We start from the raw sequence: 25,795 nt of genomic DNA on the forward strand, positions 1-25,795 counted from the left end.
AGGACGGCAGGTTTGCGAGGAATTGTTCTTGCAGGTGGAACGGGTTCAAGGCTTCATCCCATCACGCTCGGAATCAGTAAGCAGCTGGTTCCGGTGTTCGACAAGCCGATGATCTATTATCCTCTGTGCACGCTGATGCTGGCGGGAATTCGCGACATTCTTGTCATCACCACGCCCGGCGATGCCGCGCAGTTCCAGCGGCTCCTCGGAGATGGTTCACAGTTCGGCATCAATCTCAGCTACGCAGAGCAGCCCACCCCGGACGGCCTTGCCCAGGCGTTCATCCTGGGCGAGGACCACATCGGAAACGGCAACGTGGCGCTGATCCTGGGTGACAACATCTTCAATGGACCCGGCATGGGCAACCAGCTGAGGCACTACACCGACGTCCACGGCGGTGCGATCTTCGGCTACTGGGTCAAGGATCCGTCCGCGTACGGCGTGGTGGAGTTCGACGATCATGGAATGGCCGTCTCCATTGAAGAAAAGCCCGCAGTCCCCAAAAGCAACTATGCCGTTCCAGGGCTCTACTTTTATGACAACAACGTTGTTGCCATGGCGAAAGACCTGCAACCGTCGCCGCGCGGGGAACTGGAGATCACGGATATCAACCGGAAATACATGGAACTTGGCCGCTTGCATGTGCAGAAGTTTCCACGGGGCACTGCCTGGCTGGACACCGGCACCTTCAGCGACCTCAATGACGCTTCAAACTACGTCCGGACCACGGAGAACCGGCAGGGTTTGAAGATCGGGGCTCCCGAAGAGGTGGCTTGGCGCATGGGATACCTGAGCGACGACGGACTCCGCCAGCAGGCTGCAAAGCTCGCAAAAAGCGGCTATGGAAGCTACTTGCTGGACATTCTGGACCGCCAGTAGACCCAGCTACGCTGCTGAAACGTCCTCCAGGGCGCGGGCAATCTCAGCCGGCAGAACCGTCAGTTGCGCGTCCAGCAGTTCCTTGAGCTGAACAGCGTTCCTGGGGCCAACGATTGCGGTGGCTACCCCCGGCCGGGCGAGCAACCAGCTGAGGGACACGTCCAGGGGAGTGCGGCCCAGTCCGCGGGCTGCCATCGCCACTGCTTCAACCACGCGCGACGCCCGCGATTCCAGATAGGGCTCAATGTAACCGGCAAGGCGGCTTTGTGCGGCACGGGAATCGGCAGGTATTTGTCCACGATATTTACCGGACAGCACACCACGGCCCAAAGGCGCCCAGGCCATCAGACCCAGTCCGGCGTCTTCCACGGCAGGGATGAGCTCTTCCTCGGCTTTGCGTTGGACGAGGGAGTATTCGGACTGGTTTGCCACCAGGGTAAAACCGGCCACGGCCGCTGCCTTGGCTGTCTGCCAGCTGTTGTAGTTGGATATCCCAACGTAGCGGGCACGTCCGCTTCGCTGGGCTAGTTCCAAGGCAGAGAGAGTTTCGTCCAGTGGTACATTCGGATCCCACTCGTGAGCGAACCAGATATCAATGTAATCAGTGCCCAGCCTGGCCAGGCTGGCATCAAGGGCGGACAGCAGTGCACCCCGCGATGCGTTGACGCTTCGCCTGGAGTCTGCTGACGACACGCCGGCTTTGGTGGAGATCACAATCTCGGACCGGGCCACTACATCGCCCAGCATGGATCCCAACATGGCTTCTGCCCGCCCTTGCGCGTAGGACGCTGCTGTGTCCACCACGGTGCCGCCCCCGGCAACGAATGCGTGGAGGAGTTCAGCAGCGTCCTGTTCGTCGGTCTCCTGTGCCCAGGACATGGTTCCGAGGGACAATGAGGACACACGGAATCCGCTGTTTCCGACATAACGCTGCTGCATAGCAGTTAGCTTACGGGGAGTTAGAGGACTTCATGACGTAGGGTCTATTCACGTGAACTGGATAGAAGCAGCCTTGCTGGGCCTGGTGCAGGGCCTCACCGAATTCCTCCCGATTTCCTCGAGCGCACACCTGCGGATTGTCGGCTCGTTCCTTCCCAATGCCTCAGACCCCGGCGCTGCCTTCACGGCGATTACGCAGCTGGGAACTGAAACCGCCGTGATTGTCTACTTCTGGCGCGACATCGTAAGGATCGTCCGGGCCTGGTTCGGCTCCCTCACAGGGAAGGTAGAGCGGAACAACCCGGATGCCCGAATGGGCTGGCTGGTGATCATCGGCAGCCTGCCGATCATCATCCTCGGCCTGTTGTTCCAGGACCAGATCGAGTCAGTGCTGCGCAGCATGTGGATTGTGGCCACCATGCTGATCGTGTTCGGCATGATCCTTGCTGTAGCCGATGCCATTGGCCGGCAGGAGAGGGATCTCACCCAACTGAGCTATAAGCACGGCATTCTTTACGGCTTCGCCCAAGCGATGGCCTTGATCCCCGGCGTGTCACGCTCGGGCGGCACCATCACCGCCGGCCTCCTGATGGGGTACACCCGTGAAGCCGCCGCCAGGTACTCCTTCCTCCTGGCCATACCGGCAGTGTTCGGCAGTGGCCTGTACCAGCTCTACAAAACGGTTTCAAACGAAGGCTTGGGCGGGCCCTACGGCCTCCCGGAGACTGCGCTGGCCACGGTCATCGCCTTCGTGGTGGGTTACATCATCATCGGCTGGTTCCTGAAATTCGTCTCCACCCGCAGCTACCGCCTGTTCGTTTGGTACCGGATCCTCCTGGGTCTGGCCTTGTATGTCCTCCTCGGTTTCGGCGTGATCAGCGCCTAGCACTAAGGTTAAGTCGTGAAATCGTGGACCTCCCGCCCTGTACCTGAGCTGCCCGGCAGCCTGCCGCAACTACGGCTGTATGACACAGCCCTTGGGCGGGTGGTGGACGTTGAGAAGCAGCCGGAGCAGTCGATGTATGTCTGCGGTATCACCCCGTATGACGCGACTCATATGGGACACGCAGCCAGTTATGTGGCGTTTGATCTCCTGAACCGCGCTTGGCGCGATTCCGGCGTCCGGGTCTCCTACGTCCAAAACGTCACGGATATTGATGACCCCCTCTTGGAGCGGGCTACAGCTACCGGAGTGGATTGGCGTGACTTGGCCCAGAGCCAAATCGAGCTGTTCCAGACAGATATGGACGCCTTGAACGTCCTCGCGCCGAACCACTACATCGGCGCTGTGGAGGCCATCCCGGACATTGTTCCGGCCATTGAGCAACTGATCGCCGACGGCGTTGCCTACCGGGTTGCCGGCTCCGAAGGAGAGCCCGACGGCGATGTTTACTACGACGTCGAGACCGCCGGCAAGCGCTCAGACGCCACAGACGCCTGGACGCTGGGCGATGTTTCCGGCCTGGGTGAGAAGGACATGCTGGAATTGTTCGCTGAACGCGGTGGAGACCCGGCCCGGGCGGGCAAACGCCACGCCTTGGATCCTTTGCTGTGGCGGGTTGCCCGTGAGGGCGAGCCGAGCTGGCCCGGCGCCACCCTCGGCGACGGCCGTCCCGGCTGGCACATCGAATGTACGGTGATCGCGCAAAAGTATCTTCCTGCACCCTTCACCGTTCAGGGTGGCGGCTCCGACTTGGTGTTCCCGCACCATGAAATGGGCGCCGGCCATGCTTATTCACTCTCCGGAGTTCCGCTTGCGCGCCATTATGCGCATGCCGGAATGGTGGGGCTGGACGGAGAGAAGATGAGCAAGTCCAAAGGCAACCTGGTTCTTGTCTCAAAACTTCGCGCTGCCGGTGAGGAACCCGCGGCAATACGTCTGGCAATCCTGGCCCATCACTACCGCTCCGACTGGTCATGGACCGATGCCGGGTTTGCAGAAGCCAAAGACCGTCTCAAGCGGTGGCGCATAGCCGTGGATCACGCCCCTGCTGGATCTGCTGCGGCCTTGACAGCGGCCATGCGTGGTGAACTGGCCAACGACCTCAACGCCCCGGGTGCCATCGCCGTCGTCGACCATTGGGCAGGGGAAGCGATTCGCGCCGACGCGGTCAGCTCGGCTACGGATGCCGCCCTTGTTGCTGACGCCATTGATGCTCTGCTCGGGGTTGAGCTCTAAGCGACTCCCAAGAGAAACCAACAACGGCCCTGGCATCATGCCAGGGCCGTTGCTTGTTTGAGGGGTTTGTCCTCTTAGGGACGTTCTTTACCGCGCCGTTTCAGGTACCGCTCGAATTCACGGGCAATGGATTCGCCTGAGGCCTCCGGCAGGTCAGCTGTATCTTTCGCTTCTTCCAGCTGCCGCACATAGGCGGCAATCTCAGGGTCTTCTGTTGCAAGCTCGTCTACTCCGCGTTCCCATGCCTCAGATTCTTCAGCCAATGGCTGGCTGTCCAAAGGAACTTGGAGGAGGTCCTCGATCCTGTGCAGAATGGCCAGCTGTGCTTTGGGGGAGGGCGGCTGGGCGACATAATGAGGTACTGCTGCCCACAATGAGACTGTGGGCAGCCCTGCCAGCATTGCAAACTCTGCGAGCACACCCACAATGCCCACTGGTCCCTCGTATTGGGATGCCTCCAGGTTCAGGCGCTCCCGCAGTGAACTGTCCTCGGTGGTAGTACTCACCGGAATCGGACGGCTGTGGGGGACATCGGCCAGCAGTGCGCCCACCAAAATCACGGAGTCCACTTTGAGCGCTTCCGCATGGACCAGCAATTCTGTGGTGTAAGCACGCCAGCGGTATGAGGGTTCGGTGCCGAGAACCAGGACCACATCCACGTTGCTGTCCGGAACTTCAGCCTTGTAAATCCGGGTTGACGGCCATTTCACCTTTCGGGCGCCTGAGGACGTCCGGCGCACCGTGGGCCGCGTGAACTGGAAGTCGTAGTACTCCTCGGCGTCCACGGTGGCCACCTTCTTGCCGTCCCAGAGCTTGTTCAAGTAGTGCAGAGCATCGCTGGCGGCCTCACCGGCATCGTTCCAGCCCTCAAACGCGGCAAGCATTACGGTGACACGCCGGCCGTCCGCGGGTTCCTTGAGGAAACGCTCGGGCTCCGCGGTGATGTCCTGTCCTTCGGGGGTCCCGTCCACACTGTTCATCCACTCACCCTACGTCCAAGACCCTTGTGGATGCATGGCATTTCACCCCGAAGCGTGTCCGCGATTCGCCCACAGCGCAACCCGCGGACGGCCGCGCGCTTGGTTCCACGTAGACTGGAAACCATGCATTCCTCACCCAGCCAGCCCCTCCTCAAAGCCGTGCTCTGGGATATGGATGGCACACTCGTGGACACCGAACCCTATTGGATAGCGGCCGAGCGTGCGCTGGTGGAGTCCCACGGCGGGACCTGGTCCCACCAGCAGGCCATGCAGTTGGTGGGACAGTCCTTACTGCACTCGGCAGCCGTCCTGCAGGCCGCAGGCGTCAGGTTGGAGGCCCGCGAAATCGTAGACACCTTGAGTGCACAAGTGATCGCCCAGGTCCGCAAAGAGGTTCCCTGGCGGCCAGGCGCCCGCGAGCTGCTGGATGAACTCCACGAGGCAGGCATTCGCTGCGCACTGGTGACCATGTCCGAAGGGCCCCTGGCCGGTGTGGTGGTGGAAAGCCTACCCAAGCCCTACTTCGAGTTCATGGTCACCGGCGATACTGTCACCCACGGAAAACCGCACCCGGAGGCCTATCTCACGGCAGTTGAACGGCTCAAGCTGGACGACCCCTCCGTGAGCATCCACCACTGCGTCGCGCTCGAAGATTCCATCCCAGGCGCAACGGCAGCCATTGCTTCGGGGGTGATTACTGTGGGAATTCCCCATCAGGTGCCCCTGCCGGAAGATCCACGAATGATCATGTGGCCCACGTTGGTTGGCCGTGCCGCTCCCGATCTGCAAGAGCTGGTAGCTGACCGTTTCGCAGCAGCGAACTTGCTTGAAGGGGCCAGCTAGGTGACCAGCCCGTCCACACCGCACCATTCGCAAAGCAAAAAACGTGACGGCATCCCTCTGGGGAAGATTGCCGGCGTGCCCGTCTACCTCGCGTACTCGTGGTTTGTCATAGCAGCCATCACCGTGGTCTTCTACGGTCCGTTCATCATGGATTTCATACCAGGACTGGGCAACTGGGCTTACCTCGTTGGGTTGGCGGTCGCGTTACTCCTGGCGTTATCAGTTCTTATCCATGAACTAGCCCATGCCCTCAGTGCGAAAGTCTTCCACTGGCCCACCGAGAAAATCGTCATCAACCTTTGGGGCGGCCACACACAGTTCGAGAACTTCACCGCCTCTCCGGGGCGTTCCGTGGTTGTGGCGTTGGCCGGCCCGGCATCCAACTTCGTGGTAGCCGCAGTGATGTTCTCGATCGACTCCGTTGCCCAGTTCAAGGGAGTTGCCGGGACGCTGACAGACATAGTGGTGATGGCCAATCTGCTGATTGGAATCTTCAACATTCTCCCGGGGATGCCGCTGGACGGGGGTCGATTGGTTGAATCTGCGGTCTGGAAAGCTACGGGCAGCCAGGACAAGGGCACCATTGCAGCAGGATGGTCCGGCCGGATCATTGTGGTGGCACTTGTTATCTGGTTCATCGTGGTCCCTTTCCTGAGGGGGCAATGGCCGGATCTGACGTACACCACCGTCACCGTGCTTGTCTGCGGTTTCCTCTGGATGGGCGCCTCCAGCTCCATCCACCACGCCAAGCTCCGCAGCCGCCTCTACCTGGTCAGTGCTGCCGGCCTCGCTGAGCCAGCAGTAGGTGTGCCGAACTCGGCATCCGTGGCTGACGTCCTGGACATTTCACCGACCGGAAGTCCCGCCGTCGTGATTTGCGGTCCTGACGGCAAGCCACAGGGTGTGGTGGATTTCGGTGCAACGCTCGCTGTACCGGCCGCACATGCGACGACGACGCCGGTCACCGCCGTGGCTCATGCCCTGGCCGCCGGGGCTTACGTCCCGGAATGGTCGAAGGGCCAGGAATTGATCCAGTACCTGGCTCGCCTGGACGGCGGCGAATACGCTGTGGTGGACCACAATGGAATCGTCACCGGGCTGCTTCGGCAGCAAGCAGTAGTGACTGCCATAACAGGTAAGGAAGCACGCAGGAGCGGGCGCTCCTGACTGCGTTGCCGGTAGAGTTACATGCCGGCGGTTACACAAAAGAGACCCATCGATTTTTTTGGCGCCCACCAGCCGGTCACACACCGCGGCCCAGCCGTACAGGAGCGAGGAACACCACATGAGCAGCGAAACCGCCGCCCCCGCAGCAAGCACAGGCACTGACCAGTCAGCCATCGGCTCGGCTGTACAGCCGACGGGCGCTGCACGACGCCGCGGGCCTTTCCGTGTGGGCGAGCGGGTCCAGCTCACGGACGAGCGTGGCCGGATGAACACCATCACACTGGAAGTAGGCGGCGCTTTCCACACCCACCGCGGTTTCCTGAACCACGATGAAATCATCGGAAAAGTTGATGGTTCCGTGGTCAGCAACAACGTCGGTCAGCAGTACCAGACGTTGCGTCCGCTGCTCTCTGACTTCGTGCTGTCCATGCCCCGGGGCGCTGCTGTGGTTTACCCCAAGGATGCCGCCCAGATTGTCACCATGGCGGACATCTTCCCCGGCGCGCGGGTTGTCGAAGCCGGTGTGGGTTCGGGCGCTCTGTCCATTTCCTTGTTGCGCGCAGTCGGGGACGGGGGCTATCTCCATTCCTTCGAGCGCCGCGAGGAGTTCGCGGACATCGCGCGGGGAAACGTAGAAACCATCTTTGGCGGCCCCCATCCCGCATGGCAGATCTCCTTGGGCGATTTCCAGGAAGAGGTCATTAAAGCCGAAGCTCCGGGCTCCGTGGACAGGGTTGTCCTGGACATGCTCGCACCCTGGGAGTGCTTGGACGCGGTAGCCACTGTCCTGGCACCGGGCGGGGTTTGGATCAACTATGTCGCCACCGTCACCCAGCTGTCCCGCACCGCCGAAGCAATCCGCGCAGACGGCCGCTTCACCGAACCGGATGCCTGGGAATCGATGGTTCGTGGTTGGCACCTCGAGGGCCTCGCGGTCCGTCCGGATCACCGCATGGTCGCCCACACCGGATTCCTGCTGGTCACACGCCGTCTTGCTGACGGTGTCACCGGAATTTCCGTGAAGCGCCGTCCATCCAAGACGGAGTTCAGCGAAGAGGACCTCAACGCGTGGACCCCTGCAGCGGTGGGGGAGCGCTCCGTGTCTGACAAGAAACTTCGGCGCGCAGCACGTGACGCAATCGCAGGGACCAATGTTCAGGATGACCCTCCAGTCACAAACTGACAAAGGTCACAATAGGGTTCGCATTCCGAATGTCACCCGGCGCCCTGAGCTTTTCGGGACTAAGGTCTTGTTAAGCGCAGGAAGGGGCTGATGAATCGTGGATACGTCAAACAACGACCTTGGACGGCCGACGCCGGACGATGCAAACGGCGAAGCGGAGACTACGGCAGGCCGGAGGTTCGGCGCCGTTCAACCGCCGGAAACCTCGGGTGAACTGACGGTTGCCGAACGGCAAATCAATATCCTTCGGGACAAGCTTCGCCACATCGACCGCCAGTTGGCAGCCGCGACCCAGAACAACAGCAAACTCGTCAGCATGCTGGAAACAGCCAAGGCTGAGATTCTGCGCTTGAAGGGCGCCTTGGAGCAGGAGGGTCAACCTCCTTACAGCTTTGGGACCGTGGTGCAGATCAACCCGCGGAAGCAGCCCGCCCCAGGCAGTTCAGGGCAGGCAGCTACCGAAGAGTCTGTGGACATCTTCAATGCCGGGCGCAAGATGCGTGTAGGTGTCAGCCCGCTCGTGAACCTCAACCAGCTTGCCGTGGGGCAGGAAGTCCTGCTTAACGAAGCGCTGCTGGTAGTGGCAGGCCTCGGCTACGAACGCGCCGGCGAACTGGTCACGCTCAAGGAAATGCTTGGCAAGGACCGCGCACTGGTGGTTGGCCGCGCCGATGAAGAGCGGGTGGTCCGGTTGTCCGGGGCGCTCCAAGGCCTTCACCTGAAGGTGGGCGACGCCTTGTCACTGGATTCACGGACGGGCTACGCGTTGGAGAAGGTACCGCGCGCCGAGGTAGAGAACCTCGTCCTTGAAGAAGTTCCGGACATCACCTACCAGGATATCGGTGGCCTTGGCCCGCAGATCGAGCAGATCCGGGACGCCGTGGAGTTGCCGTTCCTCCATCCGGACCTCTACCGCGAGCATGGGCTCAAAGCGCCTAAGGGCATTTTGCTCTATGGCCCTCCAGGATGCGGCAAAACCCTGATCGCCAAGGCAGTAGCGAATTCCCTTGCCGCCAGGGCAGCAGAGCGGGCCGGCAATACCGATCTCAAGAGCTACTTCCTCAACATCAAAGGTCCAGAACTCCTGGACAAGTATGTGGGGGAGACTGAGCGTCACATCCGCTTGATCTTCTCCCGTGCCCGCGAGAAGGCTTCAGATGGCAGCCCCGTGGTGGTCTTTTTCGACGAGATGGACTCGCTGTTCCGCACCCGCGGCACCGGCGTTTCTTCGGACGTTGAGACCACCATCGTGCCTCAGCTGCTCAGTGAGATCGACGGCGTGGAGCGTTTGGACAACGTCATCGTCATAGGTGCCTCCAACCGTGAGGACATGATTGATCCTGCCATCCTGCGTCCAGGTCGCCTCGACGTGAAGGTCAAGATCCAACGGCCCGACGCCGAAGCTGCAGCCGACATCTTCGCAAAGTACATCACCACTGACCTGCCCTTCCACCCCCAGGATTTGGCCGAGTACGGCGGCGATGTGCAGGCCACGGTGGATGCCATGGTCCAGCGCACAGTGGAGGCCATGTACTCCACTGAGAAGTCCAATGAGTACCTTGAGGTGACGTACGCCAACGGAGATACGGAGATGCTGTACTTCAAGGACTTCAACTCCGGCGCGGTGGTGCAAAACGTGGTGGACCGTGCCAAGAAATACGCCATCAAGGACTTGCTGACCTCACAGCAGAAGGGTCTTCGGATCGATCACTTGCTCCGCGCCGTGGTGGATGAATTCCGTGAGCATGAGGACATGCCCAACACCACCAACCCGGATGACTGGGCAAGGATTTCCGGTAAGAAGGGCGAAAGGATCACCTACATTAGGACCATCGTCCAGGGCAAGGCAGGCCAGGAGCCTGGCAAGTCCATCGAAACCACTGCCAACACGGGTCAGTACCTGTGACAGCAAGGCCCGAAGGTTCACCCGCAGAGAAGCTTCCCGCAGGCGGCGCCATGCGCGTCATGGGCTCGGAAACTGAATATGGGATCCATGCGCCGTCAGCTCCGGGGGCCAACGCCACCATGATGTCCGCCCGGATCATTCAGGCCTACGCGACCGTGACCCGGCAACGGGCGGCTGGCGGGGCTGAGACCCGGTGGGACTACACGGATGAGGAACCGCTGCACGACGCCCGCGGTTGGACCGTGGACAGGGCAGCGGCGGATCCCAGCCAACTGACGGATCAACCGCCAGTGCTCGACGCCGAAGCGGTCGCCTTGGCTTATGGCCGCCAGGAGCTGGAGCTGGACGGCGCAGACGAGTCCGGTTCACTGTTGATGAACATGGTCCTCGGCAATGGTGCACGCCTTTACGTGGACCACGCGCATCCTGAATACTCCAGTCCGGAGGTCACCAACCCACGCGACGCCGTGGCATGGGACGCCGCCGGGGATCTGGTGGCCCTGGCCACGGTACGGAAGGTAGCTGCCGACGCCTCGCTCCCGGCGATCAACCTGTACAAGAACAACACTGACAACAAGTCCGTGTCCTATGGCTCGCATGAGAACTACCTCATGCCACGCTCGGTGCCCTTCGGGGACATCATCCGCGGGCTCACGCCTTTCTTCGTCTCCCGCCAGGTCATCTGTGGCGCGGGCCGGGTGGGGCTGGGGCAGGATAGCTCCACGCCCGGTTACCAGATCAGCCAGCGGGCAGACTTCTTCGAAGCAGAAGTGGGACTGGAGACAACCATCCGCCGGCCCATCATCAATACCAGGGACGAGCCCCACGCGACAGCGGACAAGTACCGTCGCCTCCATGTGATCATTGGGGACGCAAACCTCAGCCAGGCCTCCAACTTTTTGAAGTTTGGCACCACGGCCATGGTTCTTAGCCTCATTGAAGCGGGGCAGGCTCCCAGGATCGAGGTTCACGAACCCGTCCAGGCGCTCCAAGCCGTCAGCCACGACACCACGCTGGCCACAACCGTCAGGCTCCTCGACGGAAGGCGGGTAACAGCCCTCGATCTGCAGTGGATGTATTTCGAGGCAGCTTCCAAGCTGGCCCAAGAGACAGGGGTGGCGGATTCCGTCACCGGAGATGGCCACACGCACCAGGTCCTGTCCCAGTGGGAGTCCACGCTGACAACGCTGGGGATTGATCCTGATGCCGCTGCCTCGACAGTCGAGTGGGTGGCCAAGAAGTCACTACTCGAGGGCTACCGAAACCGCGACGGGTTGGCATGGGACGACGCCAGGCTCGGCTTGGTGGATCTTCAATGGTCTGATATCCGGCCTGAGAAGGGCCTCTACTACAGGCTGCTCTCCAGGAACCGGATGATGCGCGTCGTGGACGAAGGCGACATCACCCGGGCGGTGACCGAACCGCCGTCGGACACCCGCGCTTATTTCCGCGGGCGGTGCGTCTCCAGATTCGGAAAAGATGTTGTAGGCGCCAGTTGGGACTCGGTGATTTTTGATGTTCCGGGGCTGGGGAAACTGCAGCGGGTGCCTACCCGGGAGCCTTTGAGGGGAACCCGGGCTTTGACCGGCGCCCTCTTTGACCGTCACCCGGATGCTGCTTCTTTCCTGGCCGAATTGTTGGGTCAGACGCCGCCACCGGCCAGGAGCTGATGGATGCCCGCCACAGGATTATTCGCCGTTGGTTAAAGCCGTCCGCAGCATCGGTCGGCGTGGCACTATGGCAGTAGGAAGTCTCCGTCAACAGGGGACTGACAGTAGGGAGAAAGAAAATGGCAGCACAGGAGCAGCAACAACCGCAGTCGCGGGAAACCGAGACCGAAGTGGACGCACCCGAAGCGCCCCCGGCAGCACCGGAGGCACAGGCCTCGGACGCGACGCAAGGAGTGGATGACCTTCTCGACGAAATTGACGGCGTTTTGGAATCCAACGCCGAAGAGTTCGTCAGGGCGTTTGTCCAAAAGGGCGGACAGTAGGCGGACCCGCCAGAGGATGTACTGCCCGGTCGGCGTAAGGCCGCCGGGCATCGGAATGCAGAGTCGAAGGAGTGCAGCAATGCAGGACCCATCAACCGGCCCCCTGGCCACCCAGGCAACGTCTTCTTTCACGGAGCATCTTCAACGCTCGCGTCCCGAACTCCTTCCCTTTAATCAATCGTTACCCGCCGGCATGGTGCCGTCGTCCCCGCACGCCACCACCATCGTTGCCTTGACGTACGCAGGTGGAGTGCTGATGGCGGGGGACCGGCGCGCGACCATGGGCAACATCATCGCCAGCCGCCACATCGAGAAAGTGTTTCCGGCGGACGAGTATTCAGTCCTCGGCATAGCTGGTACGGCCGGCCTGGCAATTGACATCACGCGGCTCTTCCAGGTTGAGCTGGAGCATTACGAAAAGATCGAGGGCACGCTCCTCAGCCTGGTCGGCAAGGCTAACCGCCTGGGCGCCATGATCCGCGGAAACCTGCCCATGGCGATGCAGGGGATGGCAGTCGTTCCCTTGTTTGCAGGCTTCGACCACAGCTCCGGTGTGGGCCGTTTGTTCTCCTACGACGTCACAGGCGGCCGGTACGAAGAACAGGAGCATCACTCCGTCGGTTCCGGTTCCGTGTTCGCCCGCGGCGCGCTCAAGAAGCTCTGGAAGCCTAATTTGTCTGCGGAAAACGCCGTAGCAGTAGCTGTTGAGGCACTCTATGACGCCGCAGATGACGACTCCGCCACTGGCGGGCCCGACCCCGTCCGCCAATTGTGGCCGGTGGTTTATACCGTCGATCGATCCGGCAACCGGCGGGTCCCTGAACGGGATCTGGCCGCAATTGCTGGCGCAATTGTTGAATCGCGGGCTGCCGCCGGACGGGAGGCCTGATATGACACAGCAGTTCTACGTCTCTCCCGAGCAGTTAATGAAGGACCGTGCGGACTTCGCACGGAAGGGCATAGCGCGTGGGCGCTCTGTTGTGGTCATCAGCTGCTCCGATGGCATCGCGCTGATCGCCGAAAACCCTTCACCTTCGCTTCACAAAATCGGTGAAATCTACGACAAAATCGCCTTCGCTGCGGTGGGCAAGTACAACGAATTTGAAAGCCTCAGGCAAGCAGGAGTCCGCTATGCAGACGTCCGCGGCTACTCCTACGACCGTGAGGACGTGACTGCCCGCGGCCTGGCAAGTGTCTACGCTCAGAGCCTCGGAGCGGTGTTTACCGCCGAGCAAAAACCGTTTGAGGTGGAATTGGCGGTGGCCGAGGTTGGTCTCACCCGGGAGGAGGACCACCTCTACCGTTTGACCTTCGATGGATCAATCGCCGATGAAAACGGGTTCGTGGTGATGGGCGGACTCGCTGACCAGATTTCCGACGTCGTCAGCGGGGAGTGGGAGCCGGAACTCACCTTGGCGGGGGCCATGCGACTGGCTCTGCGTGCCCTGGCCACCAACAAGGAAATCGACGAGCTGCCCGCCACCGCCGTCGAAGCTGCCGTGCTGTACCGCGCTTCCGAAAGCAATCGCGGATCACGCAGGGCGTTCAGGCGGCTGTTGCCGGAAGACATGACCCGGTTGCTCACAGAGGAGAGCTGAGATGGATAAGCGGATATTTGGCATCGAAACGGAGTTCGGAATTTCCTATTCCAGCCCTGATTCCCGCCCTTTGGCCCCCGAGGAAGTTGCACGGTACCTCTTTCGCAAGGTGGTCAGTTGGGGCAGGTCCTCCAACGTTTTCCTTACCAACGGTTCACGGCTTTACCTTGATGTGGGGTCGCACCCGGAGTATGCCACCGCAGAGTGTGACGACCTCGCACAGCTGATCGCCCATGACAGGGCCGGTGAACTGATCCTTGACGACCTCGTGGATGAGGCTCAGGCAAGGCTCGCCGCGGAGGGTTTCAACGGAACTGTGTACCTCTTCAAGAACAACACCGATTCTGCGGGCAATTCCTACGGCAGCCATGAGAACTACCTCATACCGCGGCGCGGGGAGTTCTCCCGCCTTGCCGAAATATTGATTCCTTTCCTGGTTACACGTCAATTGATAGCCGGGGCCGGCAAGGTACTAAAGACACCCCACGGTGCCACGTTCGCTTTCTCCCAGCGCGCCGACCACATCTGGGAAGGCGTGTCCTCCGCCACCACCAGGTCCAGGCCCATTATCAACACCCGCGATGAGCCTCACGCAGATGCCGAGTTTTACCGTCGCCTGCATGTGATTGTGGGGGACTCCAATATGTCCGAAACCTCGGCTTTGCTGAAGGTCGGAACGGTGGACCTCATCCTTCGCATGATCGAGGCGGGCGTCATCATGCGCGACATGCGCATGGAGAATCCCATCCGCAGCATCCGCGAAATCTCCCACGACCTCAGCGGCCGGGCCTTGGTCCGCTTGGCCAACGGCCGGCAGCTGACTGCGTTGGATATCCAGCGCGAGTACCTCAATAAGGTCACCGAGTTCGTAGCCGCCAATGGTGCCCACAACGCCCACGTTCCACTCATCCTGGACTTGTGGGAGCGAACCTTGAACGCCATTGAAAGCGGCGATACCAGCACCATTGATACCGAAGTGGACTGGGCCATCAAAAAGAAGCTCATGGACGGTTACATGCGGCGGCACGACCTCAGCCTCGACTCACCGCGCATTGCCCAGCTGGACCTCACCTACCATGACATCTCACGGCAACGCGGCATCTTTTTCCTGCTGCAGGCCCGTGGTGCAGCACGCAGGCTGGTCACCGAAACCGATGTCAAAGATGCCGTGGACGCTCCACCACAGACAACGCGCGCGAAACTGCGGGGAGATTTTGTGCGACGAGCACAGGAGCTGGGCCGCGACTACACGGTGGACTGGGTGCACCTGAAACTGAACGATCGCGCACACCAAACCATCTTGTGCAAAGATCCGTTCCGGAACGTTGATGAGCGGGTAGATGCCCTCCTGGATTCCATGGGCTAAAGGGCTTTGTAAGCTGACTCCCAGCTTCACGGGCTACTCTGGATAGTGGTCTCTTACCGAGATACACCCTACTTGGATACGCTATGCGCCTTTCCGAGTGTCCCTTTGCCCCGACGAAAGTGTCTTTTTGTGCGCCGACTCCTAGCAATTCTCCTGCCCGCCCTGTTGCTCATGACCGCGTGCGGAGGTGGAGACACCCCGTCTACTGAGCCCACCAGCAAGTCAGTAGGTGACGTCTCCAAGCTCGACTCCCTAAAGATCACGGACAACGGCAATGACAAAGCGCCCGGCATTGAATTCTCCAAGCCTCTGGCCGTGACTGGACCCACCGTCAAGGTGGTCAAAGAAGGTGACGGCGAGCCGGTCAAGATGGGTCAAATCGCTGAACTGGTGTTCATCGCGGTCGATGGTACCGATGGCAAGACACTTGAGGACGGTTACGCCAAGGGGCCCCAGGCGATCGAACTTTCCGAACAGATGAAAAGCGGCAATGAACTCATCTTTGACGCCATCATCGGCGCCAAAGTGGGCAGTCATGTAGCCATCGCTGCTCCGGGCAACTCCTCTGCTTCGGCGCCTGCCTCCTCCCAGCTGGTGGTCTTCAAGATTGCCTCAGCCAAGAACGCGCCTGGTCTTCTCAGCAAGGAGGAGACCGATCAGCTGGACAAGGACGGCAAACTTCCCAAGGTGACCTTCGATGACAAGGGCGCACCCTCGGTGGAAATTCCCAAGACTGATGCCCCGGCAGGCCTTTCTGTTAAGGTCCTCTCCGAGGGTACGGGTGAGGAACTGAAAGACACTGACACGATCGATGCCAACTACACTGGCTGGCGCTGGGAAGACAGCACCAAGTTTGACTCCAGCTATGATCGGGGCGAGGCCGCTACGTTCGGCTTGAACCAGGTCATCAAGGGCTGGACGCTTGGACTTACAGGCCAGAAGGTCGGCTCCAAGGTTCTCCTGACGATTCCCACTGATCTTGCGTACGGTGCAAGCGCTGCTGCCCAGGGCAAGCCTGCGGGCCCGCTGGTGTTCGTCGTTGAGATCACCGCTAAGAAGTAAAACCCCGCGCGGGTTCTGGCTAAGCTGGTTCCTGAAATCTCTCTCCGCCCCCATAACCTAAGGAGCAACCATGTCATTTGGTCAGCGCGACTTTGACCGCACCAAGCCCGAAATCGACTTCCCGGAAGGCGACGTCCCCACAGACCTCGTCATCACTGACCTGATCGAGGGCACTGGTCCCGAAGCCAAGGCAGGGGACACCGTGTCCACTCACTACGTGGGCGTTGCCTGGTCCACGGGAGAAGAATTTGACGCTTCCTGGGGCCGCGGCGCTCCTCTTGACTTCCGCGTGGGCGTCGGCCAGGTCATTCAGGGCTGGGACCAGGGCCTGCTCGGCATGAAGGTCGGCGGCCGCCGTCGCTTGGAGATCCCCTCGGAACTTGCCTACGGCTCACGTGGCGCCGGTGGAGCCATCAAGCCCAACGAGGCCTTGATTTTCGTCGTCGACCTCGTGGCTGTCCGCTAGGACTTATCGGTTTTTCGCAGGGCGCGTTACCTTCCGGTTTTGCCGGGCGGTGACGCGCCTTGCTGCTTTCCGGCTGGTTTTTAGTAACGTAGCAAGGGTGTCCGCATCCCGCACTGAACGCCTCCTGAACCTTCTCCTTGCTTTGCTCAACACCAAAGTTGGCCTTCCACGTGCCGTGCTGCGTGAAAAGGTGTACCACGATTCAGCTGAGAATGACGTCGCCTTTGGACGGATGTTCGAGCGCGACAAAGTGGATCTCAAACAGTTTGGCTTCGAGATCGAGACTTTGATGGATCCGCGAAACTTCGGCGCGGACGACCCCGCCTCTGCGCGTTACCGCATCGGCAAGGACTCCAACCGGCTACCTGATGTGAACCTGACGCCTGCGGAGAGCACCGTGCTCTTGCTTGCTGCACAGCTGTGGGAACGGGCCGCGCTGGGAACGGCAGCGGCCAACGCCGTCCGCAAGCTGCAGGCCGCAGGAGGCTTCACGGACGTGGATCTCCCTGCTGGAGTTCAGCCACGGATCAAACCCGCTGGACAAGCCTTCGACGACGTCGTTGCGGCCATGCACGGCAAGCACCCGGTCCGCTTCGGCTACCTTGCGGTCAGCACGGGGCTGGAGGAAGTCCGGGAAGTGGATCCTTGGGGCTTGGGCAGCCGCTTCGGCCAGTGGTACCTCGTGGGCCTGGACCGGGGGAGGGGAGCCAAGAGGCTCTTCAGGCTCTCGCGGATGACCACCGCAGTTAGCGTGGTTGCCACCAGCACCTTCCACCCCCCGGAAGGCTTCGACGCCCGGGCTGAGCTGGACGAACTCAACGAGCTCCCTATCCGGCAAGCCACCTTGGATGTCGAAAAGAACAGGTTGCTTGCCCTGCGCAAGAGGTCTGCTCCCGCCGAAGGGTCCCCGGAGCACAGTGACCGTGACCGCATAGTGGTGGATTTTAGGGATCCGGAGCAACTGGCAGAAGAGCTGGCATCCTATGGCCCCCACCTCAAGGTGGAGGGACCCGCCGAACTGCGCTCCGCCGTCGTCCGCCGCCTCCAAGCTGCCGCAGACTTTGATGACGCTCCGCCAGTGCCTGTTGAATTTCGTGAAGCGGGCCGTACGCCCCGGGCACGGAAGCGCACGTCCGAAGATCAACTTGCCCGCATGCTGCAACTGGTGCCGTTCCTGGTCCACCATCAGGGCCTGCATATCCAACAGGTCGCTGATCACTTTGGCATCAGCCGCAAGGCGTTGATCGATGACCTGAAGATCCTGATCTGCTCCGGCCTGCCCGAGGGGTATCCGGACGATCTTCTGGACATCCAATGGGAAAACGATCACGTGTACATTTCCGAACACCTGGATCTGAATCGTCCCGTGCGTTTCAGTGAAGACGAAGCCGCAGCGTTGCTGACCGGACTGGCCATGCTGGGAGACCTGCCTGCCTTGGCAGGCATGCCCCAGGACGAGTCAGCCAGTGCGCTGGAGTCAGTCACCATCAAGCTGACAGGTGCTGCGGGGCAGGCAGCGAGACTGGCCGGCTCCGTATCCGGCCAATCCGTGGCGCCAGAGCAATCACAAGCCTTTGCCGCGATAACCCAAGCAATCAGGGAAGGCAGGCAGCTGCGGCTCAGCTACTTCTCGCTGCAACGCGACGAAGTGACCGAGCGCGACGTCGACCCCCTGAGGCTCTACTCCCTGGACAATACCTGGTACTTCGAGGCCTACTGCCACAGCAAGGCCGGCATCAGAAACTTCCGGTTGGACAGGGTGGAAGCCCTGGAGGCCAATGGCCGGGCTGTCTCCGTGGCTGCAACTGCCGGGCAGGACTTCCCGGCCCGGTTGTTCACGCCCGGTGACGACGACGTCCTGGTGACCCTCCAACTGACCCGCCAAGGTGCCGGCCTTGCCGATGACTACTACGCCGAAAGAACCGCACAACTGCCCGACGGCGGTCTGCTCGCCGAGGTGAGGTTTGGCGACGCAGGGTGGCTGCCCATGTTTGTATCCCAGCATGGCGGCGCGGTCCGGATTCTCGAACCGCTGTCCGTGCGGGAGGAAACCCGGAAGTGGATCGACGCCGCCCTGGCTCAGTACGACTCACCGTCGGGCACCAAGGCTGGCTAGACTACTCAAATGCCTTGGTGGTTCTGGATCCTGTTGTGGATCGCGCTTATAGCCCTTTCGTTGCTCCTTCACCTGACACTGGGTTACCGCTTGTACAGAAAATTCATGTCAACTGTTCACGAGTTGGGTGCCGCGGGTAAACGTTTCAGCAATCTTTCCCCTGCCCCGGAAACCTCCGACGTTGAAGCAGCGGAACCGCGTCCCGAACCGGGGTCCGCAATTTTTGCCTCCCCGGAGCAGATGCGTCATGATTACCTGACGGCCAAAGCCTTCCGTCAGGAAGTTCGTCGTCAACGGCGCGTCAAGCGCAAAGCCGAGCGGGGTCAGCCGCAGTCCCTGCACGACATTGAATTCAGATAGACGTAGGATGTATCCAAAAGGAAAGGACCTCCCCATATGAGGCTCGAAGGCTGGCATCTCATCATCATCATCGTTCTCGCCCTGGTGCTCTTTGCAGCGCCGAAGCTGCCGTCCATGGCGCGCAGCATCGGGCAGTCGATGCGTATTTTCAAGTCTGAAGTCCGGGAGATGAAGAAGGATGGTTCCACGGAGGCAAAAGACTCCCAGGACGCTTCCGACGCCGTCGAAGGCAAGGTTGTAGGCCACCCGGACGTCAAGGCCAAGAACAACGGCGAAACTGACGTACCGCCCTCCAACCGCGTCTAAAGAGAAGTGGTAGAAACGAAGGGGCGCAAAGCCAACCCCGAAGCCCGGATGGCGCTCCTGGATCACCTCAAGGAGCTGCGCAACCGGCTCTTCAAGGCTGCAATCGGCGTCATAGTGGGAACAGTGGTGGGCTTCATCGTCTACCAGCCCCTCCTGGAAGCATTGATCAAGCCGATCAAGGACCTCAACGAAAAGGAGGGACGCGCTGCCACACTGAACTTTGATGGCGTGGCCAGTTCCTTCGACCTCATGGTCCAGGTTTCGGTCTTCCTCGGCGTCATCCTTTCCAGCCCTGTCTGGATCTACCAGCTGTGGGCCTTCATTGTCCCCGGACTCCACAAGAAGGAGCGGCGTCTTGCGCTGTCCTTCGTGGCAGCTGCGGTACCGCTGTTCATCGGTGGTGTGCTGCTTGCGTGGCTTGTGCTCCCCAACGCCGTGCGGGTGCTGACCGATTTCACCCCGGTGGGCGGTTCAAACTTCATCAGTGCTGAAATTTATTTGGCCTTTGTCCTCCGGCTCCTGCTGGCCTTTGGTATCGCCTTCCTTATACCCGTGGTCCTGGTGGGGTTGAACCTTGCTGGAATCATCAAGGGCAAGCAACTCATCAAGAGTTGGCGAATCACTATTTTCCTGGTGTGCCTGTTCGCTGCGATGGCCGCTCCGGGGGCCGACGCTATGAGCATGTTCTATCTTGCTGCCCCCATGCTGATCCTGTTCTTCGCGGCAATCGGTATTTGCGTATTGAATGACAGGCGCCGTGAGCGCAGGGCCATCAAGCGCGCCGCTGAGACTGAAGCCACGGCAGACATCGCAACCCCGGCCTCGGATCTGGAGAATCTCTAGACCTTGGCCCACTAGGCTTGATGCATGTCCTCCATTTCCGGGTCTTCATCTCCATCAGACCGTTACCAGGCGGCAGCCCAGCGGGCGGCTGAGTCAAAAACTTACCTTGGAGCGTTTGCCCGCTCCCTGGACTTCGAACTGGACGACTTCCAACGCGAAGCGTGCAGGTCGCTTCAGGAGGGCCGCGGCGTCCTTGTAGCAGCTCCCACCGGCGCCGGAAAGACGATCGTTGGCGAGTTTGCGATCTATTTGGCGTTGGAACGGGGACTCAAAGCCTTTTACACCACTCCCATCAAGGCATTGAGCAACCAGAAGTACTCGGAACTGGCCGCGAAATACGGTGCGGCAAACGTTGGTCTGCTGACGGGCGACACCACCATCAATGGCGAAGCTCCTGTGGTGGTTATGACCACCGAAGTCCTTCGGAACATGCTCTACGCCGATTCTGAAACTTTGGGAGACCTGGGCTATGTGGTGATGGACGAAGTCCACTACCTGGCCGACCGTTTCCGCGGCGCAGTGTGGGAAGAGGTCATCATCCATTTGCCCAGCGAAGTGCAGGTTGCCTCGCTGAGTGCCACAGTGTCCAACGCCGAAGAGTTCGGCGCCTGGTTGGACACTGTGCGGGGCGATACAGACGTGATCGTTTCCGAGCACCGCCCTGTGCCCCTCTGGCAGCACGTCATGGTGGGACGGGAGATAGTGGATCTCTTTGCCGGTGACACCTCTTTTGACGAAATCGCGCCCCAAGCCCCGGGAGCACAGGAAACGGAGGTGCCTGACCTCTCCGATGCAGAAGAGGTCATGGCCGAGCCCACCACCTCGGATCGCCGGCGCGTCTCATCCAAGCGCTCATCAGCCGTCACGGCTCGTCAGGCAGTTACCGGCCCCGAGTTCGAGGTCAACCCGGACCTGCTGGCCATGGCCCGTTCGGAAAGCCGGATGAGCATGAATGGCCGGTTTGGACACGGCGGCAGGAGCCGCCGTCGTCAGGACCGCTATCGCGACGAGCGGCAACAGTCAGAGCAGCGTAGTCCAGTCCGCAAGGCAAGCCGTCCCCAGGTGATCGAGAGCCTCAGGCGCCAGGACCTCTTGCCTGCCATCACGTTTATTTTCTCCAGGGCAGGTTGTGACGCAGCCGTAGCGCAGTGTGCAGCATCAGGCCTCTGGCTGACCACCGAGCAGGAACAACAGATCATCGCCCAGCGGGTGGACGAGGCCAGCCACGAGATTCCGGCTGACGACCTCGATGTCCTCGGGTTCTGGGGTTGGCGGGACGGGCTCATCAGGGGCCTCGCTGCCCACCACGCGGGCATGCTTCCAACCTTCAAGGAAGTGGTGGAGAAGCTCTTTGCCGACGGCCTGGTCAAGGCTGTGTTCGCCACCGAAACGTTGGCTCTTGGTGTCAACATGCCAGCGCGCTGCGTGGTGCTTGAAAAGCTGGAAAAGTTCAACGGGGAATCTCACGTCAACATCACGGCGGGGGAGTACACCCAACTCACCGGGCGTGCCGGACGTCGCGGCATCGACGTCGAAGGCCATGCCGTGGTGCTTTGGCAGCCGGGTACAGACCCCGCCGCAGTGGCCGGACTGGCCTCCCGACGCACCTATCCGTTGAACTCCAGTTTCCGTCCTACGTACAACATGAGCATCAACCTGATTGCCCAGTTCGGACGGGTCCGGGCACGTGAGATCCTCGAATCCTCTTTTGCCCAGTTCCAAGCTGACCGATCCGTTGTTGGACTTGCCCGGCAGGTGCGTGGGCGTGAAGAGTCGCTGGCAGGCTACGCCAAATCCATGCAGTGCCACTTGGGCGACTTCACAGAATACGGCAAGCTCCGGCGCGAACTCAGCGATGCTGAGAATTTCGCCGCCCGCGACCACCAACGCGCCCGGAAGTCCCATGTTGCTGATTCCCTCACGCGATTAATTCCCGGCGATGTGATCAGCATTTACAGCGGCCGGCTCGCGGGACACGCTGTGGTGCTGGAGGTGGACCGGAATGCGCGTGAACCGCGGCCCTCGGTGCTCACCTCCGACAACCAGCTGCGACGCATCGGCGTCCACGACCTCGATGGCCCGGTGTCTCCGGTGACGCGTATCCGCATCCCGAAGTCCTTCAACGCCAAGGTTCCCAAGGCGCGCCGGGACCTCGCTTCATCCATGCGGCACGCCATCAGCGAAGACGCTCCCCACAGCCGGCGTAACAGCAGGCACGAAGACTTTGGTCTCGGAGCCCGCCTGCCGGATCAGGAAAAGAAGATCGCGGATCTTCGGCGGGCGCTGAGGGCCCATCCTTGCCATGGCTGCAGCGAACGCGAAGACCACGCACGGTGGTCGGAGCGTTGGTGGAAGCTGCGCCGGGAGACCGACGGGCTGGTCCGCCAAATCCAAAGCAGGACCAACACTATTGCCAAGACGTTCGACCGTGTGTGCGATGTTCTTTCGGTTTACGGTTACCTGGAAACGAACGACGCCGGACACGTCACCATAAGTGCCGACGGACAGAGGCTTCGCCGGATCTACGGCGAGAAGGACCTGCTCATTTCCCAGACAGTTCGTCGCGGCGCCATCGACGACCTCGACGCTGCTGAACTGGCCGCTCTGGCGAGCACCTTGGTGTACCAGGCCAAACGGGAAGACCGCGGGCTGCGGCCCAAGATGCCTTCTGTGTCACTGGAATCGGCCGTCGACATCGTTATCCGCGAGTGGTCCCAACTCGAAGATACTGAGGAACGCAACAGGCTGCCTTTGACCGGCGAACCGGAACTTGGACTGGTGTGGCCCATGTACAAGTGGGCCAGAGGCCGCCACCTTCAGGACGTGCTGAGCGGCACCGACCTCGCAGCCGGAGACTTTGTACGGTGGGCCAAGCAAGTGGTGGACCTCCTTGACCAGCTGGCCAAGATCCCGCAGCTGGACCCACGTGTGGCACGCATATGCCGGGAATCAATTGATGTGGTCCGCCGCGGTGTGGTGGCCTACTCCACGGTGGCTTAGCCCACCTTCCCCGAAAGACAGCTTTCCATGTTCAAGGAGCAGAACGCATGAACCAGCCAGGCGCGCCAACCGGCCCGGACCGCAACACCACGGGCCGCAAGGTCACTATGTACAGAAATGGTTCGATCTATACTGCGGCAGATCCCTTTGCCACAGCCATGGTGGTGGACGGCGATACCGTTGCCTGGGTGGGCTCCGAGCAGGCCGCGACGTCCATTGCCGACTCGTCCATGGAGATCATCGACCTCCGGGGCGCCCTCCTTGCTCCGGGCTTTGTCGACTCCCATGCACACCTGACGGAGACGGGCCTTGCCCTGTCGGGACTCCAGCTGGACGCGGTCCGCTCATCGAGGGAATTGCTCGACGCCGTTGCCTCCGCCGGCGGCACTGGTCCAGTGCTGGGCCATGGTTGGGATGAAACGACGTGGAACGATCCCAGCCTCCCAACGTTGGAAGAGATCGAAAGAGCGGCCGGCGGACGGCACGTCTACCTCTCACGCATCGACGTCCATTCAGCCCTCGTTTCGGCCTCGCTTGCTGCGGCAGCTGGGCTTACCACCTTGGACGGCTTTTCCGGGGAAGCCCGCGTGGTCCGGGCAGCACATACGGCCGCCCGCCTCACTGCCAGGAATTTCAAGGAGCCGGACCGGCGAAGCTACCAGGAATCGGCGCTGCAGGAAGCAGCTTCCCACGGCTACGTTGCCATGGCCGAGATGTCCGCACCTCACATTTGCGGGCCTGAGGACCTGAGAATGGCCACGTCCTGGAACGAGCTCGCGAACATGCCGGAGGTTCTCCCTTACTGGGGCGAGCTTGCCGCCTCACAGGAGCAAGCGCAGGCCATTCTGGATAGCTTAGGCACCAAGGTGCTGGGCCTCGCTGGTGACCTCAACATGGACGGCTCAATCGGATCCCGCACGGCGGCCCTCGCAGAGGATTACTCCGATGCCGGCGGTCAACGCGGGAGTTTGTACCTTTCAGTGGACGAGGCCGCCAACCACCTTGTAGCCACGTCGCTGCTGGGGATCCAAGCCGGCTTCCACGTCATAGGTGATGCCGGTCTGGGCGCTGTGCTGGACGCCTTTGACGCCGCAGCGGCCGAGGTGGGGGAGCAGCGTATCCGGGCAGCCGGCCACAGACTCGAACACGTGGAAATGGCCGACCAGTCCGCCATCGATCGTTTGGCCAAGTACTCCGTGTCGGTCAGTGTTCAGCCTGTTTTCGACGCCTTATGGGGTGCTGCAGGTGGTCTCTACGAGCAGCGTTTGGGTGCCCGCAGCCAGAAGATGAATCCGTTTGCTTCCTTTTACGCGAGCGGCGTCCCCATAGCCTTCGGAAGCGATAGCCCGGTAACCCCCCTCCGCCCGTGGGCGAGCGTTCGAGCCTGCTTGGAGCACAGCAACCCGGAACAGAGAATTTCGGCTCGTGCCGCTTTCCTGGGGCACACGCGGGCGGGGTGGCGGGCTACCAAGCACCGGAACCCCCTCATGGGGCAGCTGGTACCAGGCGCTCCGGCGAGTTTCGCCGTGTGGGAAGTGGATGAACTGATGGTCCAGGTGGCTGATAGCCGGGTGCAGTCATGGAGCACGGATCCCCGCGCTCGGACGCCGCTCTTGCCGGCCCTGGACACCGGCAGCGAGCCCCGTTGCCTACAAACCGTCCGGGAGGGACACGAATTGTTCGCCCACGAGTCACTGCGGGTCTGATGTCCGCGGCGACGAAAGCGTGGCCTGTGTCTGTCATCACAGCCGCCAAATGCGTCCCCGCCGTCGTCCTATAATGGAGAGTTGCGCCAGATTGCAAGCCGCCAGGCTGCTCAGGCGCACTGACCGCTCCATCAAGGAAAGGCCTCTTCTTGCGTGTCTTGACGATCATTCCCACCTACAACGAGCTGGAATCGCTCCCCGTGACATTGGGACGGTTGCGCGCAGCAGTGCCGCACTCCGATGTCCTGGTGGTCGACGACAACAGTCCTGACGGCACGGGAAAGCTTGCCGACGACTTCGCAGCAAAGGACAGCCAGGTGCATGTCCTTCACCGCAAAGGGAAGGAAGGCCTTGGAGCTGCCTACATCGCAGGCTTCAAGTGGGGACTGGCCGCAGGCTATGACGTCCTGGTGGAAATGGATGCCGACGGTTCGCACAAGCCGGAGCAGTTGCCTCTTCTGCTCAAGGCCGTGGAGGACGGGGCAGATCTTGCCATGGGCTCCCGGTGGGTTCCAGGTGGCAGCGTAGTTAACTGGCCGCTCTACCGCCAGGCAATCTCCCGCATCGGCAGCACCTACGCCCGCATTATGCTGGGCGTCAAGATCAAGGACGTCACCGGGGGCTACCGCGCCTTCCGACGCAGCACGCTGGAAGCGTTGAACCTGGACGAGGTGGAGTCCGTTGGCTATGGCTTCCAGGTGGATCTTGCATGGCGCGTGGCCAAGCTTGGGCTCCGCATCGAAGAGCGCCCCATCACGTTTGTCGAGCGAGAGCTCGGTGCATCGAAGATGAGCGGCAACATCGTGGTTGAGGCAATGATCAACGTCACCAAATGGGGACTCGCAGCCCGGTGGGCAAAGCTCACCCGCAAGTCATCGGCAGAAGCTAAGTAACCCCAACACG

At 61.2% G+C, this 25,795-nt stretch carries 23 protein-coding genes; 21 read left to right on the plus strand and 2 right to left on the minus strand.

Translation table 11 applies throughout. The features are described 5' to 3' along the window. Positions 1-12: 12 nt before the first annotated feature. The gene (gene rfbA / locus MOD31_RS07455) at positions 13-879 is read left to right on the plus strand and encodes a glucose-1-phosphate thymidylyltransferase RfbA (protein ID WP_142939170.1); all 867 of its coding nucleotides are present in this window, start codon (positions 13-15) and stop codon (positions 877-879) included. A gap of 6 nt (positions 880-885) precedes the next feature. On the opposite strand, the gene MOD31_RS07460 is transcribed toward rfbA, so the two are convergent. After that, the gene (locus MOD31_RS07460) at positions 886-1,818 is read right to left on the minus strand and encodes an aldo/keto reductase (RefSeq protein WP_142939169.1); all 933 of its coding nucleotides are present in this window, start codon (positions 1,816-1,818) and stop codon (positions 886-888) included. Between the two features lie 52 nt (positions 1,819-1,870). On the opposite strand from MOD31_RS07460, the gene MOD31_RS07465 reads away from it, so the two are divergent. Continuing rightward, entirely contained in the window at positions 1,871-2,704 is an 834-nt protein-coding gene (locus MOD31_RS07465) for an undecaprenyl-diphosphate phosphatase (protein WP_166840700.1), read from the plus strand. 15 nt (positions 2,705-2,719) lie between these two features. Continuing rightward, positions 2,720-3,997: a cysteine--1-D-myo-inosityl 2-amino-2-deoxy-alpha-D-glucopyranoside ligase gene (mshC, locus tag MOD31_RS07470; RefSeq protein ID WP_142939167.1), complete on the plus strand. Its 1,278-nt coding sequence runs from the start codon at positions 2,720-2,722 to the stop codon at positions 3,995-3,997. Positions 3,998-4,071: 74 nt separating this feature from the next. On the opposite strand, the gene MOD31_RS07475 is transcribed toward mshC, so the two are convergent. Then, complete coding sequence (locus MOD31_RS07475) at positions 4,072-4,977, minus strand: PAC2 family protein (protein ID WP_142939166.1); 906 nt, start codon at positions 4,975-4,977, stop codon at positions 4,072-4,074. A gap of 30 nt (positions 4,978-5,007) precedes the next feature. Between MOD31_RS07475 and MOD31_RS07480 the strand changes: the two genes are divergently transcribed. From MOD31_RS07480 to MOD31_RS07565, 18 genes are all read left to right on the plus strand, one after another. Continuing rightward, entirely contained in the window at positions 5,008-5,820 is an 813-nt protein-coding gene (locus tag MOD31_RS07480) for an HAD family phosphatase (RefSeq protein ID WP_250820217.1), read from the plus strand. Next, positions 5,821-6,987 carry a site-2 protease family protein gene (locus tag MOD31_RS07485; protein WP_250820218.1) on the plus strand — a complete coding sequence of 389 codons (1,167 nt, stop codon included), beginning with the start codon at positions 5,821-5,823 and terminating at the stop codon, positions 6,985-6,987. 118 nt (positions 6,988-7,105) lie between these two features. Further along, the gene (locus tag MOD31_RS07490) at positions 7,106-8,170 is read left to right on the plus strand and encodes a tRNA (adenine-N1)-methyltransferase (RefSeq protein ID WP_223940343.1); all 1,065 of its coding nucleotides are present in this window, start codon (positions 7,106-7,108) and stop codon (positions 8,168-8,170) included. 97 nt (positions 8,171-8,267) lie between these two features. Then, entirely contained in the window at positions 8,268-10,076 is a 1,809-nt protein-coding gene (gene arc / locus MOD31_RS07495; RefSeq protein ID WP_250820219.1) for a proteasome ATPase, read from the plus strand. A gap of 50 nt (positions 10,077-10,126) precedes the next feature. Continuing rightward, positions 10,127-11,746 carry a depupylase/deamidase Dop gene (gene dop, locus MOD31_RS07500; RefSeq protein WP_223942634.1) on the plus strand — a complete coding sequence of 540 codons (1,620 nt, stop codon included), beginning with the start codon at positions 10,127-10,129 and terminating at the stop codon, positions 11,744-11,746. A gap of 119 nt (positions 11,747-11,865) precedes the next feature. Beyond that, a complete protein-coding gene (locus MOD31_RS07505) occupies positions 11,866-12,069 on the plus strand; it encodes a ubiquitin-like protein Pup (protein WP_142939162.1) in 204 nt (67 codons plus the stop codon). A 79-nt stretch (positions 12,070-12,148) separates the two neighbouring features. Continuing rightward, positions 12,149-12,958, plus strand: coding sequence for a proteasome subunit beta (prcB, locus tag MOD31_RS07510; RefSeq protein WP_250820220.1), 810 nt, complete (start codon positions 12,149-12,151; stop codon positions 12,956-12,958). A gap of 1 nt (position 12,959) precedes the next feature. Beyond that, entirely contained in the window at positions 12,960-13,667 is a 708-nt protein-coding gene (prcA, locus tag MOD31_RS07515) for a proteasome subunit alpha (RefSeq protein WP_142939160.1), read from the plus strand. 1 nt (position 13,668) lies between these two features. Continuing rightward, positions 13,669-15,033, plus strand: a complete 1,365-nt coding sequence (gene pafA, locus MOD31_RS07520; RefSeq protein ID WP_142939159.1) for a Pup--protein ligase — start codon at positions 13,669-13,671, stop codon at positions 15,031-15,033. Between the two features lie 129 nt (positions 15,034-15,162). After that, the gene (locus tag MOD31_RS07525) at positions 15,163-16,095 is read left to right on the plus strand and encodes an FKBP-type peptidyl-prolyl cis-trans isomerase (protein WP_250820221.1); all 933 of its coding nucleotides are present in this window, start codon (positions 15,163-15,165) and stop codon (positions 16,093-16,095) included. A gap of 70 nt (positions 16,096-16,165) precedes the next feature. Continuing rightward, positions 16,166-16,561, plus strand: a complete 396-nt coding sequence (locus MOD31_RS07530; RefSeq protein ID WP_017200957.1) for an FKBP-type peptidyl-prolyl cis-trans isomerase — start codon at positions 16,166-16,168, stop codon at positions 16,559-16,561. Between the two features lie 97 nt (positions 16,562-16,658). After that, positions 16,659-18,677: a WYL domain-containing protein gene (locus MOD31_RS07535; RefSeq protein WP_250820222.1), complete on the plus strand. Its 2,019-nt coding sequence runs from the start codon at positions 16,659-16,661 to the stop codon at positions 18,675-18,677. Positions 18,678-18,686: 9 nt separating this feature from the next. After that, complete coding sequence (locus tag MOD31_RS07540; RefSeq protein WP_250820223.1) at positions 18,687-19,037, plus strand: hypothetical protein; 351 nt, start codon at positions 18,687-18,689, stop codon at positions 19,035-19,037. Between the two features lie 36 nt (positions 19,038-19,073). Continuing rightward, a complete protein-coding gene (gene tatA / locus MOD31_RS07545; RefSeq protein WP_223940349.1) occupies positions 19,074-19,343 on the plus strand; it encodes a Sec-independent protein translocase subunit TatA in 270 nt (89 codons plus the stop codon). 6 nt (positions 19,344-19,349) lie between these two features. After that, a complete protein-coding gene (tatC, locus tag MOD31_RS07550) occupies positions 19,350-20,186 on the plus strand; it encodes a twin-arginine translocase subunit TatC (protein ID WP_142939154.1) in 837 nt (278 codons plus the stop codon). A gap of 24 nt (positions 20,187-20,210) precedes the next feature. Continuing rightward, positions 20,211-23,186, plus strand: a complete 2,976-nt coding sequence (locus tag MOD31_RS07555) for an RNA helicase (RefSeq protein ID WP_142939153.1) — start codon at positions 20,211-20,213, stop codon at positions 23,184-23,186. A gap of 47 nt (positions 23,187-23,233) precedes the next feature. Beyond that, positions 23,234-24,892: an amidohydrolase gene (locus tag MOD31_RS07560; RefSeq protein WP_250820224.1), complete on the plus strand. Its 1,659-nt coding sequence runs from the start codon at positions 23,234-23,236 to the stop codon at positions 24,890-24,892. A gap of 149 nt (positions 24,893-25,041) precedes the next feature. Continuing rightward, positions 25,042-25,785, plus strand: coding sequence for a polyprenol monophosphomannose synthase (locus tag MOD31_RS07565; protein ID WP_166840687.1), 744 nt, complete (start codon positions 25,042-25,044; stop codon positions 25,783-25,785). Positions 25,786-25,795: the final 10 nt, after the last annotated feature.

The organism is Paenarthrobacter sp. TYUT067 (assembly GCF_023656375.1).
Lineage (GTDB): Bacteria > Actinomycetota > Actinomycetes > Actinomycetales > Micrococcaceae > Arthrobacter.

Coding starts and splice junctions, on each gene's coding strand:
- tatA (WP_223940349.1), top strand. CDS start 19,074: ATGAGGCTCGAAGGCTGGCATCTCATCATCATCATCGTTCTCGCCCTG.
- pafA (WP_142939159.1), top strand. CDS start 13,669: ATGGATAAGCGGATATTTGGCATCGAAACGGAGTTCGGAATTTCCTAT.
- MOD31_RS07460 (WP_142939169.1), bottom strand. CDS start 1,818: ATGCAGCAGCGTTATGTCGGAAACAGCGGATTCCGTGTGTCCTCATTG.
- MOD31_RS07505 (WP_142939162.1), top strand. CDS start 11,866: ATGGCAGCACAGGAGCAGCAACAACCGCAGTCGCGGGAAACCGAGACC.
- prcA (WP_142939160.1), top strand. CDS start 12,960: ATGACACAGCAGTTCTACGTCTCTCCCGAGCAGTTAATGAAGGACCGT.
- MOD31_RS07490 (WP_223940343.1), top strand. CDS start 7,106: ATGAGCAGCGAAACCGCCGCCCCCGCAGCAAGCACAGGCACTGACCAG.
- MOD31_RS07530 (WP_017200957.1), top strand. CDS start 16,166: ATGTCATTTGGTCAGCGCGACTTTGACCGCACCAAGCCCGAAATCGAC.
- dop (WP_223942634.1), top strand. CDS start 10,127: ATGCGCGTCATGGGCTCGGAAACTGAATATGGGATCCATGCGCCGTCA.
- MOD31_RS07480 (WP_250820217.1), top strand. CDS start 5,008: ATGCATGGCATTTCACCCCGAAGCGTGTCCGCGATTCGCCCACAGCGC.
- MOD31_RS07540 (WP_250820223.1), top strand. CDS start 18,687: ATGCCTTGGTGGTTCTGGATCCTGTTGTGGATCGCGCTTATAGCCCTT.
- MOD31_RS07560 (WP_250820224.1), top strand. CDS start 23,234: ATGAACCAGCCAGGCGCGCCAACCGGCCCGGACCGCAACACCACGGGC.
- MOD31_RS07555 (WP_142939153.1), top strand. CDS start 20,211: ATGTCCTCCATTTCCGGGTCTTCATCTCCATCAGACCGTTACCAGGCG.
- prcB (WP_250820220.1), top strand. CDS start 12,149: ATGCAGGACCCATCAACCGGCCCCCTGGCCACCCAGGCAACGTCTTCT.
- MOD31_RS07475 (WP_142939166.1), bottom strand. CDS start 4,977: ATGAACAGTGTGGACGGGACCCCCGAAGGACAGGACATCACCGCGGAG.